Source organism: Streptomyces sp. NPDC036822, from assembly GCF_055609145.1.
The window spans coordinates 216212-229642 of sequence record NZ_JBVJPY010000003.1 but is presented as its reverse complement, the minus strand read 5'-3'; the positions used below and the strand labels follow the sequence as shown (position 1 = coordinate 229642).

11 protein-coding genes are annotated in these 13431 nt (G+C 68.6%); 5 read left to right on the top strand and 6 right to left on the bottom strand.

The annotated features are described in order from the left end of the window. The first annotated feature begins 30 nt into the window (after positions 1 to 30). On the top strand, positions 31 to 1473 hold the full coding sequence (locus tag ACZ68P_RS08565) for a CCA tRNA nucleotidyltransferase (protein WP_471004233.1): 1443 nt from the start codon (positions 31 to 33) through the stop codon (positions 1471 to 1473). Between the two features lie 86 nt (positions 1474 to 1559). Here the strand turns inward: ACZ68P_RS08565 and ACZ68P_RS08560 are convergent, their stop codons facing one another. From ACZ68P_RS08560 to ACZ68P_RS08550, 3 genes are all read right to left on the bottom strand, one after another. Next, positions 1560 to 2828 carry an MFS transporter gene (locus ACZ68P_RS08560; RefSeq protein WP_471004231.1) on the bottom strand — a complete coding sequence of 423 codons (1269 nt, stop codon included), beginning with the start codon at positions 2826 to 2828 and terminating at the stop codon, positions 1560 to 1562. 72 nt (positions 2829 to 2900) lie between these two features. Next, the gene (locus ACZ68P_RS08555; RefSeq protein ID WP_365713304.1) at positions 2901 to 3983 is read right to left on the bottom strand and encodes an inositol-3-phosphate synthase; all 1083 of its coding nucleotides are present in this window, start codon (positions 3981 to 3983) and stop codon (positions 2901 to 2903) included. A gap of 49 nt (positions 3984 to 4032) precedes the next feature. Continuing rightward, on the bottom strand, positions 4033 to 4722 hold the full coding sequence (locus ACZ68P_RS08550) for a PadR family transcriptional regulator (protein WP_356887272.1): 690 nt from the start codon (positions 4720 to 4722) through the stop codon (positions 4033 to 4035). 368 nt (positions 4723 to 5090) lie between these two features. Between ACZ68P_RS08550 and ACZ68P_RS08545 the strand changes: the two genes are divergently transcribed. After that, positions 5091 to 7826, top strand: a complete 2736-nt coding sequence (locus ACZ68P_RS08545; RefSeq protein ID WP_471004228.1) for a transglycosylase domain-containing protein — start codon at positions 5091 to 5093, stop codon at positions 7824 to 7826. Between the two features lie 112 nt (positions 7827 to 7938). Continuing rightward, positions 7939 to 9432, top strand: a complete 1494-nt coding sequence (locus ACZ68P_RS08540) for a glycosyltransferase family 87 protein (protein WP_471004226.1) — start codon at positions 7939 to 7941, stop codon at positions 9430 to 9432. A gap of 75 nt (positions 9433 to 9507) precedes the next feature. On the opposite strand, the gene ACZ68P_RS08535 is transcribed toward ACZ68P_RS08540, so the two are convergent. The 3 genes from ACZ68P_RS08535 to ACZ68P_RS08525 form a co-directional block, all read right to left on the bottom strand. Beyond that, a complete protein-coding gene (locus ACZ68P_RS08535) occupies positions 9508 to 10539 on the bottom strand; it encodes an alanine racemase (protein ID WP_471004224.1) in 1032 nt (343 codons plus the stop codon). A 95-nt stretch (positions 10540 to 10634) separates the two neighbouring features. Further along, positions 10635 to 11753 carry a lipid II:glycine glycyltransferase FemX gene (locus ACZ68P_RS08530; RefSeq protein WP_365713314.1) on the bottom strand — a complete coding sequence of 373 codons (1119 nt, stop codon included), beginning with the start codon at positions 11751 to 11753 and terminating at the stop codon, positions 10635 to 10637. A 113-nt stretch (positions 11754 to 11866) separates the two neighbouring features. Further along, positions 11867 to 12178 (bottom strand): hypothetical protein, encoded by a 312-nt coding sequence (locus ACZ68P_RS08525; RefSeq protein ID WP_471004222.1) that lies wholly within the window; start codon positions 12176 to 12178, stop codon positions 11867 to 11869. A gap of 282 nt (positions 12179 to 12460) precedes the next feature. Here ACZ68P_RS08525 and rpsF point away from each other — a divergent pair, with 282 nt between their 5' ends. Further along, the gene (gene rpsF / locus ACZ68P_RS08520) at positions 12461 to 12751 is read left to right on the top strand and encodes a 30S ribosomal protein S6 (RefSeq protein WP_004950685.1); all 291 of its coding nucleotides are present in this window, start codon (positions 12461 to 12463) and stop codon (positions 12749 to 12751) included. 73 nt (positions 12752 to 12824) lie between these two features. Continuing rightward, positions 12825 to 13406 (top strand): single-stranded DNA-binding protein, encoded by a 582-nt coding sequence (locus ACZ68P_RS08515; RefSeq protein WP_471004220.1) that lies wholly within the window; start codon positions 12825 to 12827, stop codon positions 13404 to 13406. The last annotated feature ends 25 nt before the right edge of the window (positions 13407 to 13431 follow it).

The window sequence follows — 13431 nt, the reverse complement described above, 5'->3', positions numbered from 1 at the left end:
GGGGAGCCGGGGCACGTACCCTTTTCTGTTGTGCCGAACGCCAACGAAGACACCCCGACTGCACTGAGCCAGGTGCAACGCCGCGCGGTCAGTGAACTGCTGCGTGTGTCCCCTGTCGCCGACGACCTCGCCCTCCGTTTCCAGGAGGCCGGGTTCAGCCTCGCGCTGGTCGGCGGCTCGGTACGGGACGCGTTGCTCGGCCGGCTCGGCAACGACCTCGACTTCACGACCGACGCCCGCCCCGAGGACGTATTGAAGATCGTCCGGCCCTGGGCGGACGCGGTCTGGGAGGTCGGCATCGCCTTCGGCACGGTCGGCTGCCAGAAGAGCGGCTACCAGATCGAGGTGACGACGTACCGTTCCGAGGCGTACGACCGCACGTCGCGCAAGCCCGAGGTCTCCTACGGCGACTCCATCGAGCAGGACCTCGTCCGACGTGATTTCACGGTCAACGCCATGGCCGTGGCGCTCCCGGCGAAGGAGTTCATCGACCCGCACGGCGGGCTCGAGGATCTCTCCGAGCGGGTGCTGCGCACTCCGGGCACGCCCGAGGAGTCCTTCTCCGACGATCCGCTGCGCATGATGCGTGCGGCGCGCTTCGCCGCGCAGCTGGACTTCGAGGTGGCACCGGAGGTCGTCACGGCGATGACCGAGATGGCCGGCCGGCTCGAGATCGTCTCCGCCGAGCGCGTGCGTGACGAGCTCAACAAGCTCCTGATCTCGGCTCACCCGCGCAAGGGTCTGGGGCTGCTCGTCGACACGGGCCTCGCCGACCACGTGCTGCCCGAGCTGCCGGCGCTGCGACTGGAGAGTGACGAGCACCACCGCCACAAGGACGTCTATGAGCACTCCCTGACGGTCCTCGACCAGGCGATCGATCTGGAGGAGGACGGGCCGGACCTGGTGCTGCGTCTGGCCGCCCTGCTCCATGACATCGGCAAGCCGCGGACCCGCCGTTTCGAGAAGGACGGCCGGGTCTCGTTCCACCACCACGAGGTCGTCGGCGCGAAGATGACCAAGAAGCGCATGACCGCGCTCAAGTACTCCAACGACATGATCAAGGACGTCTCGCGGCTGGTGGAGCTGCACCTGCGCTTCCACGGGTACGGGACCGGCGAGTGGACCGACTCGGCGGTGCGTCGCTATGTGCGGGACGCCGGCCCCCTGCTTTCGCGGCTCCACAAGCTGACGCGTTCGGACTGCACCACGCGGAACAAGCGCAAGGCGGGTGCGCTCTCCCGCGCGTACGACGGCCTGGAGGAGCGCATCGCGCAGCTTCAGGACCAGGAGGAGCTGGACGCCATCCGGCCCGATCTGGACGGCAACCAGATCCAGGAACTGCTCGGCATCCGACCGGGCCCTGCCGTCGGTCAGGCCTACAAGTTCCTGCTGGAGCTCCGACTGGAGAACGGTCCCATGGAGCACGAGGCGGCCGTGGCCGCGCTCAAGGAATGGTGGGCGGCTCAGGACTGAGTCGTGCGGGGGCGAGGTTCTACGGTCGATGTTTCACGTGAAACATCGACCGTCGGACGCTGAGGGGTGATGTTTCACGTGAAACATCACCCCTCGCTCTGTTGCCGCCGCCGTCCCAGAAGCAGGAGCGTGGTCGCTGCGTAGACGCCTGCGACCAGGAGGATGAGCGGTACCGACCGGCCGTCCGGTGGCAGCATCAGCGCCGCGACTCCGGCCGCGCCGACGAAGGCGACGTTGTAGAGCACGTCGTAGAGCGAGAAGACCCGCCCCCGGTAGCCGTCGTCGACGGACGTCTGGACCACCGTGTCCGTCGCGATCTTGGTGCCCTGGGTGATGAGTCCGAGAGCGAAGGCAGCGATCAGGAGCGGGGCCGGCTCGAAGGACAGGCCCAGGGCCGGCGTCAGGAACGTGGCCGCTCCCGCGCAGGCGGTCATCCAGCCGAAGGGGCCGAACCGCCCGACGGCCCAGGGGGAGATCACCGCGGCCGCGAAGAAGCCCGCCCCCGAGATCGCGAGAGCGAGCCCGAGCAGGGCGAGTCCTTCCGACTCGGTGGAACTCCAGGCGTACCGGCACAGCATCAGGACGGTGACCGTCAGGGCGCCGTAACAGAAGCGGACGAGGGTCATGGCGGCCAGCGCGTCGGCGGCAGCGCGCCGCTCACCCACGTGCCGCAGTCCGCTCATCAGGCCGTGGGCGGTCGACGCGAGCGCGGCGGCGAGCCGCGGCTGTACCAGCTCCGGTTCGGGCCCGAGGAGGTCGCGGGGCATGCGCAGGGAGGCCAGCGCCGCACACAGGTAGAGGACGGCGCCCAGTGCCACCACAGCGGCATCGGAATCGGCCGAGACGAACCGGACCACGAAGGCGAGCCCGCCGCCCAGGGTCGCGGCCAGAGTGCCGGCCGTCGGAGACAGGGAGTTGGCCACGACCAGCCGCTCGGCGTCGACGACTCGCGGCAGCGACGCCGAGAGCCCCGCCAGGACGAAACGGTTGACGGCGGTCACCGAGAGGGCCGAGGCATAGAAGAGCCAGTCCGGAACGGAGGCCAGCATGAGGGCCGCCGTCCCGCAGGCGAGGCCGGTCCGGAGCAGGTTCCCGTAGAGGAAGACCTGGCGACGCCGCCACCGGTCCAGGAGGACCCCGGCGAAGGGCCCGATGAGCGAGTACGGGAGCAGGAGCACCGCCATGGCCGAGGCGATGGCGGCGGGGGAGGTCTGTTTCTCCGGGGAGAACACGACATACGTGGCGAGGGCCACCTGGTAGACGCCGTCGGCGCATTGGGAGAGCAGGCGGACGGCGAGCAGGCGGCGGAAGTTCGTCAGGCGCAGGAGTACGCGCAGATCACGTACGACGGGCATGGCAGCAAGACTCACATACGCGGAGGGTCCCCGGGCACAGCCCGGGGACCCTCCGCGTCGTGCGGGCGGTGCTTAGCGCTCGACCTCGCCCTTGATGAACTTCTCGACGTTGGCGTAGGCCTCGTCGTCGAAGTACTGAACCGGCGGGGACTTCATGAAGTACGAGGACGCGGAGAGGATCGGGCCGCCGATGCCGCGGTCCTTGGCGATCTTCGCGGCGCGCAGGGCGTCGATGATGACACCGGCCGAGTTCGGGGAGTCCCACACCTCGAGCTTGTACTCGAGGTTCAGCGGGACGTCACCGAAGGCGCGGCCCTCGAGGCGGACATACGCCCACTTGCGGTCGTCCAGCCAGGCCACGTAGTCCGACGGGCCGATGTGGACGTTCTTCTCGCCCAGCTCGCGGTCCGGGATCTGCGAGGTGACGGCCTGGGTCTTGGAGATCTTCTTGGACTCCAGGCGGTCGCGCTCCAGCATGTTCTTGAAGTCCATGTTGCCGCCGACGTTGAGCTGCATCGTGCGCTCAAGACGGACACCACGGTCCTCGAACAGCTTCGCCATCACACGGTGGGTGATGGTGGCGCCGACCTGCGACTTGATGTCGTCACCGACGATCGGGACGCCTGCCTCGGTGAACTTGTCCGCCCACTCCTTGGTGCCGGCGATGAAGACCGGGAGGGCGTTGACGAAGGCGACCTTGGCGTCGATGGCGCACTGCGCGTAGAACTTCGCGGCGTCCTCGGAACCGACGGGCAGGTAGCAGACGAGAACGTCGACCTGCTTGTCCTTGAGGATCTGGACGACGTCGACCGGCTCCTCGGCGGACTCCTCGATCGTCATCCGGTAGTACTTGCCGAGACCGTCAAGGGTGTGGCCGCGCTGGACCGTGACGCCCTTGTTCGGGACGTCGCAAATCTTGATGGTGTTGTTCTCGCTGGCGCCGATGGCGTCGGAGAGGTCGAGGCCGACCTTCTTGGCGTCGACGTCGAACGCGGCGACGAACTCGACGTCACCGACGTGGTACTCGCCGAACTGGACGTGCATCAGGCCGGGCACCTTGGCCGCCGGGTCGGCGTCCTTGTAGTACTCGACGCCCTGCACCAGCGAGGCGGCGCAGTTGCCCACGCCGACGATGGCTACGCGAACCGAACCCATTTCCGGTTGCTCCCTGTGTGATCGTGGAATCCCCGCACAGCGCGGGGATTCACTTGGCGGTGTCGTCGGACGGATCCGGCCGGGTACTGCCCCCGTGCCGGGGCAGGCCGCCCGTTTCTCCAGAATCGTTGTCCTGCTGAGCGGCGCCCTCGGGGGCGTCGGGGCCGGATCGCTGATCCCGCCCCGCCCGCTCGCTCTCGATGAGCTCGTTCAGCCAGCGCACTTCGCGCTCCACGGACTCCATTCCGTGGCGCTGCAGCTCAAGCGTGTAGTCGTCGAGGCGCTCGCGCGTACGGGCCAGAGAGGCGCGCATCTTCTCCAGGCGCTCCTCCAGCCGACTGCGGCGGCCTTCCAGTACCCGCATCCGCACCTCGCGCTCGGTCTGCCCGAAGAAGGCGAAGCGGGCGGCGAAGTGCTCGTCCTCCCAGGTGTCCGGGCCGGTGTGGGAGAGGAGCTCTTCGAAGTGCTCCTTCCCTTCCGCCGTCAACCGGTAGACGATCTTGGCGCGGCGCCCTGCGAGTGAAGCGGCGAGAGCGTCCTCGGGGGCGCTGCCCGGCTCCTCGATCAACCAGCCGTTTGCGACCAGCGTCTTGAGGCAGGGGTAGAGGGTCCCGTAGCTGAAGGCGCGGAAGATCCCCAGCGAGGTGTTGAGCCGCTTCCGCAGCTCGTAACCGTGCATGGGGGCTTCGCGCAGCAGGCCGAGAACGGCGAACTCAAGGATTCCTGAGCGCCTGCTCATCCGTCGCCTCCTCCGCCCTCGGAACGTTTATGCCGTACTGATGTATCGACTCGATACATCATGACGATAGAACGGCGGTCCGGATGCGACAAGGGGGACGCCAGTGACCGGCGTCACATCATCAATTCACAGCAAGCGATCTGCCTGATTTGGGGTGAACTTCGGCCCTAGGTGGGTTTTGGCCGTGCGTAGTCTGTGCGGCATGCAGACCACCGGGAACCGAGCGATGCCGAGGGGCGTCAGTGCTCGGGGTGACCGGCTGCGGTGCGGAAGTGCCTCCCATGGGGCTCGTCCGCACGTATTTCGGGGGGACCGGAACTCAACTGCCGCTTCCAGGCGTGCGCGCCTGCCCGAGGAGTAGTCGTTCGATGAGCGAGCACCGTCGCAAGATGCCGCAGTCGCAACCGCCGAGTGGCGGTCGCGCGGCGGCCCGACGAGCTGCCCAGCAGCCGACGGGCCGTAGGCCGGCCCAGGCGCGGGATGTCAGTACGGGTTCCCCTTCGTACGGATACGAAGAGGAGCGACCCTACGGTGGACGGGCCGAGGCCCGTCGCGCCGCCCAGCGAGGAGGCGGCCGCCGGCGTGCCCCCGACGGCGGCGGCGCGGGCGGTCCGGGCGGCGGCCGGCGTGGTGGCGGGGGCGGCGGACAGGGCGGCGGTCCGGGACGCGGACGTGGCGACGGCCGTCCCCCGGGCAAGAAGCGGGCGATCGACTACCCGCGGTACGGCAAGTACGGCTGGCGTCGCTGGGTGCCCTCGTGGAAGCTCGTCACGGGGCTCTTCCTGACGTTCCTCGGTAGCCTGATGGGCGCCGCGGCGATCGGCTACGCCGTCGTGGGCGTGCCCAACGAGGACCTGGCCGCCAAGGCGCAGAACAACGTCTACTACTGGGCCGACGGCACCCAGATGGCCGCGACCGGTGGTGAGGTCAACCGCCAGATCATCGGCCTGGACCAGATCCCCCTGCACATGCAGGAAGCCGTCATCTCGGCCGAGAACAAGACGTTCCGCAAGGACTCCGGTGTCGACCCGATGGGCATCGCGCGAGCGGTGTGGAACATGGCCAAGGGCGGAGAGACCCAGGGCGGTTCGACCATCACGCAGCAGTACGTGAAGAACAATTTGCTCGCCGACCAGTCGCAGACCCTGAGCCGGAAGGTGAAGGAGCTCTTCATCTCCATAAAGGTCGGCACCGACATGGAGAAGCCCGAGATCATGGCGGGCTACCTGAACACCGCGTACTACGGACGCGGTGCCTACGGCATCCAGGCGGCGGCCCGCACGTACTTCAACAAGGACGCGCGGCACCTCAACGTCAGCGAGTCCGCCTTCCTGGCCTCGCTGCTCAAGGGCGCGACCTACTACGACCCCGCGGGCTCGCGGGAGATCGACCCGGCCGCGACGCCGGAGGCGAACCTCGACCGCGCCACCAAGCGGTGGTCCTGGATCCTCGACGAGATGGTCAAGGACGGCTCCCTCGACCCGGGCGAGCGCGCGAAGTACCCGACCTTCCCGAAGGTGCAGCCGCCGAAGAAGAACGCGGCGCTCACCGGCCAGATCGGCTACCTGGTGAGCACGGCCAAGGCCAACTTCATCAACAGCTACCCGGACGTCGACGAGAAGAAGCTCGCCGAGGGCGGCTACGAGATCCACACGACCTTCGACAAGAAGAAGGTCAACGCGCTCGAAGCGTCGATCAAGAAGATCTACGCCGAGCACATCGATCCCAAGAAGCGGCCGAAGACGGACACCCACGTCCAGTTCGGCGGTGCCTCGGTGGACCCCAGGACGGGCAAGATCGTCGCCCTCTACGGCGGCACCGACGCCACCAAGCACTTCACCAACAACGCCGACCAGACCGGTGCCCAGGTCGGATCGACCTTCAAGCCGTTCGTGCTGGCCGCGGCGATGGAGCACGGCGTACGGGACCCGCGCGAGGGCAAGGTCCAGGACTCCTCCACCCGCACGATCGTCGACCCCGACAAGAGCCGTTACTCCGGAAAGAACAAGCTGCGGATCAAGAACTACGACGGCACGGTCTGGCACAACGAGAAGGGCGAGGAGTGGCTCCAGGTCAATGACGACGACGCGAGCTACCCGGAGATGAGCCTCCGCGAGGCGATGATCCGTTCCGCCAACTCGCCCTACGTCCAGCTCGGCATGGACATCGGCATCGACAAGGTCCGCGAGACGGCCGTCAGGGCCGGTCTGCGCGAGGGCTCGCTGGTGAAGGGCGACGTTCCGTCGTTCTCCCTCGGCATCTCCGACCCGAGCGCGATCCGCATGGCCGGCGCCTACGCGACCTTCGCGAACAACGGTGAGCGCAACGACGTCTTCTCCGTCACCGAGGTCAAGAAGAAGGGGGCGGTCATCTACAAGCACAAGGAGAAGCCCGAGCGCGCCTTCTCCACGGCCATCGCGAGCAACGTCACCGACGTGCTGCGGGACGTCGTCGAGAACCCGAAGGGCACAGGCCGCAAGGCCGCCATCGAGGGCCGTGACGTGGCCGGCAAGACCGGTACCACCGACGGCAACAACTCCGCCTGGTTCGTGGGTTACACCCCGCAGCTGTCGACGGCGATCGACATGTACCGCTTCGACGACGACGAGTCCAACACCAGGCGTGAATTCCTGTCGATGTTCGGCACGGGTGCCCAGCCCAAGATCCACGGTTCGTCGTTCCCCTCGCGGATCTGGCACGACTACATGACCGACGCCCTCGAGGGCACGAAGCCCGAGTCGTTCCCGGAGCCGGAGGACCTGGAGTCCGCCGAGGCCGTCTTCGGCGGCGGTCTCACCAGCCCGACGCCGACGCCGTCGGCGACCCCCTCCCCGACCGAGTCGTCCCCCACTCCGTCGACCACGCCCTCCTCCACCCCGAGCAAGACGCCGGACCCGGAGAAGAGCTGCGAGAACGTGTGGGACTGGCCGTGCAACACCAACGGCGGCCAGGACGGCGGGAGCACCGACGGCAACGAGAACGCAGGGACCACCGAGGGTGGTGGGGACACCGGCGGGACACCCACGTCACCCACGCCGACGGCCAGCGACGGCACCAGCGGCGGCAGGCCCAACGGCGGGACCAACGGCTGGCTGGGCGGCTGATCTCCCGTCTCCGCGGTCCTGAGGGCCGTCGCACCCGATCCGTACCTCACGTACGGCGTCAGGTGCGGCGGCCCTCGCCGTTTCCCCCGACGCGTACGGCAGGATGTCCCCCATGCCGAGCCTCCAGAAGACGACTCCGCAGCGGGACCGGACGCGGGCCCGGGCGGTGGTGTGCCCCACCCGACGGGACGAGGTGGCCGCCGCGGGCAGCGAGCTGATCGGGGGGCCGGCCGGCCGGTTCGCCGTGTTCGGCACGAGCGCCCTCACGCCGGTCCGGGTGATCGTGCTGGTGGCCATCGGGATGTTTGCGCTCGGCATGGTGCAGAAGATCCCGTGTTACGACTGGGCCTGGTTCCGCGGCTCCACCTCGCAGTACACCCACGCGTGTTACTCGGACATCCCCCACCTCTTCGTCGGGCGGGGGTTCTCCGAGGGCCTGGTCCCCTACTTCGACCGGCTGAGCGGCGACATAGAGTTCCTGGAGTACCCGGTCCTGACCGGGCTGTTCATGGAGGTCGCGGCCTGGCTGACGCCGGACGGCGGCGACCTGATGCACCGCGAGCAGACCTACTGGATGATCAACTCGGCCATGCTCCTGGTGTGCGCGGCCGTGCTGGCCGTCTGCGTCGCCCGGACCCATCGCCGCCGCCCCTGGGACGGGCTCCTCGTCGCCCTGGCTCCGGCGTTCGCCCTCACGGCGACCATCAACTGGGACCTGCTGGCCGTCGCGCTGACCTCCGTCGCGGTCCTGATGTGGGCACGCGGACGGAGCCTCGCCTTCGGCATCTTCATCGGCCTGGCCACGGCGGCGAAGCTGTACCCCCTCTTCCTCCTCGGCGCCCTGCTGCTGCTCTGCTGGCGGGCCGGAAGATGGCGGGAGTACGGCGCCGCCCTGCTCGGCGCGGCGGGTGCCTGGCTCATGGTGAACCTGCCGGTGATGCTCCTCGCGCCCGAAGGGTGGAAGCAGTTCTACACCTTCAGCCAGGAACGGAACGTCGACTTCGGATCGCTGTGGCTGCTGGTCAGCCAGCGCACGGGTGAGCCGATCACGCCCGAGACGGCCAACATCCTCGCGGCGCTCCTGATGCTGCTGGCCTGCGGCGGCATCGCCGCCCTGGCGCTCACCGCGCCCCGACGCCCCCGCTTCGTCCAGCTCGCGTTCCTCGTCGTGGCCGCGTTCGTCCTGGTCAACAAGGTCTACTCGCCGCAGTACGTGCTGTGGCTCATCCCGCTCGCCGCCCTGGCCAGACCGCGCTGGCGCGACTTCCTGATCTGGCAGGCGTGTGAGGTCATGTACTTCCTGAGCATCTGGCTGTACCTCGCCTTCACCACCAGCGGCAACAAGCAGGGCCTGCCGACGGACGGCTACCACTTCGCCGTCGTGCTCCACCTGCTCGGCACGCTGTACCTGTGCGCCGTCGTCGTCCGCGACATCCTGGCGCCCGAGCGGGACGTCGTCCGGCAGGACGGCTCCGATGATCCCTCCGGCGGCGTCCTGGACGGCGCCGAGGACGTGTTCGTCATGGGCAGGGCGGCGCATCCTGCCCGGCACGCGGCCGCGTCCGTGGAGGGCCCCCGGGTGGACTGGGGCATGGCCCGGGAATGAGCCCGGGGGGCCTCCGGGCGTGCCCGGAGGCCCCCCGGGGACCGGTCGTCCGATCTGCTCGGGAGCAGCGGCGCGTCAGCGCTCGACGAGGCGGTCGAACTGGGTCGTGGTGTGCCGCAGGTGCGCCACCAGCTCGTCGCCGACCTTCGGCTCCTGGGCGTCGGCCGGCACGAACAGGATCGACACCTGCATGTGCGGCGGCTCGGCGAACCAGCGCTGCTTGCCGGCCCAGACGAACGGAGAAAGGTTCCGGTTGACGGTCGCGAGACCCGCTCGGGCCACGCCCTTCGCCCGGGGCATCACGCCGTGCATCGCCTTGGGGGCCTCCAGGCCCACGCCGTGCGACGTGCCGCCCGCCACGACCACCAGCCAGCCGTCCGAGGCGGCCTTCTGCTGGCGGTAGCCGAACCGGTCGCCCTTGGTGACGCGGGTGACGTCGAGGACGGAGCCGCGGTACTCGGTGGCCTCGTGGTCCCCCAGCCACAGCCGGGTGCCGATCCGCGCACGGAACCGGGTCTGCGGGAACTGCTGCTGGAGCCGGGCCTGCTCCTCCGCCCGCAGATGGCTCACGAACATGGTGTGCAGCGGCAGCCGGGCGGCCCGCAGGCGGTCCATCCAGCCGATGACCTCCTCGACCGCGTCCGTGCCGTCCGTGCGGTCCAGGGGGAGGTGCAGGGCGAAGCCCTCCAGGCGCACGTCCTCGATGGCGGCGTGCAGCCGGGGAAGCTCCTCCTCGCGGACGCCGTGGCGCTTCATCGAGCTCATGCACTCGATGACCACCCGCGCGCCCACCAGGGCGTGCACACCGTCCACGGAGGAGACGGACCGGACGACGCGGTCGGGCAGCGGCACCGGCTCCTCGCCGCGGCGGAACGGCGTGAGGACCAGCAGGTCCCCGCCGAACCAGTCCTTGATCTTCGCCGCCTCGTACGTGGTGCCGACGGCGAGCATGTCCGAGCCGAAGCGCGCGGCCTCGTCGGCCAGCCGCTCGTGGCCGAAGCCGTAGCCGTTGCCCTTGCAGACCGGGATCAGTCCGGGGAACTGGTCGATCACGGTCTTCTGGTGCGCCCGCCAGCGAGCGGTGTCGACGTAGAGGGAGAGCGCCATGGCCGGCCCGGAACCTTTCTGGTGGCTGCGGTGTATCAGAGGTATGTACGACACCGACGATTGCGTACGAGACTACGCAACCTCCGGGTGGGGCGTCAGCGGCGCGACATGTAGATGTCGAGCGCCTTGTGCAGCAGCTTGTTCAGCGGGAAGTCCCACTCGCCGACGTACTCCACGGCCTCGCCGCCCGTACCGACCTTGAACTGGATCAGGCCGAAGAGGTGGTCGGTCTCGTCGAGCGAGTCCGAGATGCCGCGCAGGTCGTAGACGGTGGCGCCCATCGCGTAGGCGTCGCGCAGCATCCGCCACTGCATCGCGTTCGACGGGCGGACCTCGCGGCCGATGTTGTCGGAGGCGCCGTAGGAGTACCAGACATGTCCGCCGACGACGAGCATGGTGGCGGCGGACAGGTTCACGCCGTTGTGGCGCGCGAAGTACAGCCGCATGCGGTTGGGGTCCTCGTTGTTGAGGACGGTCCACATCCGCTGGAAGTACGAGAGGGGGCGCGGCCGGAAGTGGTCGCGCACCGCGGTGATCTCGTACAGCCGCTGCCACTCGGCGAGGTCCTCGTAGCCGCCCTGGACGACCTCGACGCCCGCCTTCTCGGCCTTCTTGATGTTCCGTCGCCACAGCTGGTTGAAGCCCTTGAGCACGTCGTCCAGCGAACGGTTGGCGAGCGGGACCTGGAAGACGTACCGGGGCTGCACGTCGCCGAAGCCGGCGCCGCCGTCGTCACCCTGCTGCCAGCCCATCTTGCGCAGCCGGTCCGCGACCTCGAAGGCGCGCGGCTCGATGTGGGTGGCCTCCACGTCCTTCAGACGCTTCACGTCCGGGTCCTGGATGCCGGACTTGATGGCGGCGGAGTCCCAGCGGCGGATGACCACGGGCGGGCCCATCTTCACCGAGAAGGCGCCCTGCTGCTTGAGGTGCGCCAGCATCGGCTGCAGCCAGTCCTCGAGGTTCGGGGCGTGCCAGTTGATGACCGGACCCTCGGGCAGGTACGCCAAGTACCGCTTGATCTTGGGCAGCTGGCGGTAGAGCACCAGGCCCGCCCCGACGATCTCGCCGGACTTGTCGAACCAACCCAGGCTCTCCGAGCGCCACTCGGTCTTCACATCGGCCCATGCCGGAACCTGGCAGTGGCTCGCCGAGGGGCGGCTCTGGATGAATGCCAGATGCTGCTCACGGCTGATGGTCCGAAGGGTCAGGCTCATGCGGGGCGCTCCTCGGCAGGTGTGTCCCCATCGGTTCAGGGGCTCCGGCTCTCGCGCCGAAGCCTACTGCGACCGAGGAGCGCCCCGGCTGGCCTGTGGGTCGTGGCTGAGGGTCAACCGCCGGCGCCGAAGAGACCGCCGTGGGCCATGCCGAGGTAGAAGCCCACCGCCGAGGCGCCGAGCCCGACGATCAGCGCGAACCGTTCCCGGGTGGTGACGGAGATGAACTGTCCGTACGCGCCCGTGAGGATCCCGATCAGACCCGCCCAGGAGCTCAACAGGTGCAGGTTGTGGAACATCGCGGTCACGAAGGCGAGGACGCCGAGGACGAGCGTCACCGCCAGCAAGGTGTCCTGAAGCGGGTGCGGCTTGCCGTCGGTGGCGAGAAGGGAGTGGCCGGGTTCGGGTCGCATTGCCTGTGCCATGGGGCACCTCCTGGCGTGCCTGCGGGAAGGCGGCGCTTTGTGGCGCCGCCCACATCCGATGTGTACAGATTGCGTCCCCTCACCACCGGATTTCAACCGGAAGCCGATCGGCGGGTACTCTGTACGGTCTGCACCGGTGTCTGCCCATGCCCACTTGGGCCCGACGGCACTCCTCACTCGCTGAGGGGGCTGTCAGTGGTGGCCGATACCGTTGCTTACGCATCACGACCCTCCTGCCACGGAACGACCGTGGCCGCTGAGTCCAAAGGAGGTGGGTTCCACATGCGTCACTACGAGGTGATGGTCATCCTCGACCCCGATCTCGAGGAGCGCGCTGTCTCCCCGCTGATCGAGAACTTCCTTTCCGTCGTCCGTGAGGGCAACGGAAAGGTCGAGAAGGTCGACACCTGGGGCCGTCGTCGTCTCGCCTACGAGATCAAGAAGAAGCCCGAGGGCATCTACTCGGTCATCGACCTGCAGGCCGAGCCTGCGGTCGTCAAGGAGCTCGACCGCCAGATGAACCTGAACGAGTCGGTCCTCCGGACCAAGGTCCTCCGCCCCGAGACCCACTGAGCATCTAGCTCAGAGGTCTCGGGTCCGAGTAGCAGTAAGCAGCCAGAAGCAATCCCGCCGAGAGGTTCACCCAATGGCAGGCGAGACCGTCATCACGGTCGTCGGCAATCTTGTCGACGACCCCGAGCTGCGCTTCACCCCGTCCGGTGCGGCGGTCGCGAAGTTCCGTATCGCGTCCACTCCCCGCACCTTCGACCGTCAGACCAACGAGTGGAAGGACGGCGACAGCCTCTTCCTCACCTGCTCGGTCTGGCGTCAGGCGGCGGAGAACGTCGCCGAGTCGCTCCAGCGAGGCATGCGCGTCGTCGTGCAGGGCCGGCTGAAGCAGCGGTCCTATGAGGACCGCGAGGGCGTCAAGCGCACGGTCTACGAGCTGGACGTCGAGGAAGTCGGCCCCAGCCTCAAGAACGCCACGGCCAAGGTCACCAAGACCACCGGTCGCGGTGGCCAGGGCGGCTACGGCGGGGGTCAGCAGGGTGGCGGCGGCGACTGGGGCGGCAGCTCCGGTGGCGGCCCGCAGGGTGGTGGCGGTGCTCCCGCCAGCGACCCGTGGGCGACCAGCGCGCCGGCCGGCGGCCAGCAGCAGCAGGGCGGCGGAGGCGGCTGGGGTGGAAACTCCAGCGGCGGCGGCTACTCGGACGAGCCCCCCTTCTAGGGCACTGCCCCTGGGAGTGGCTCGT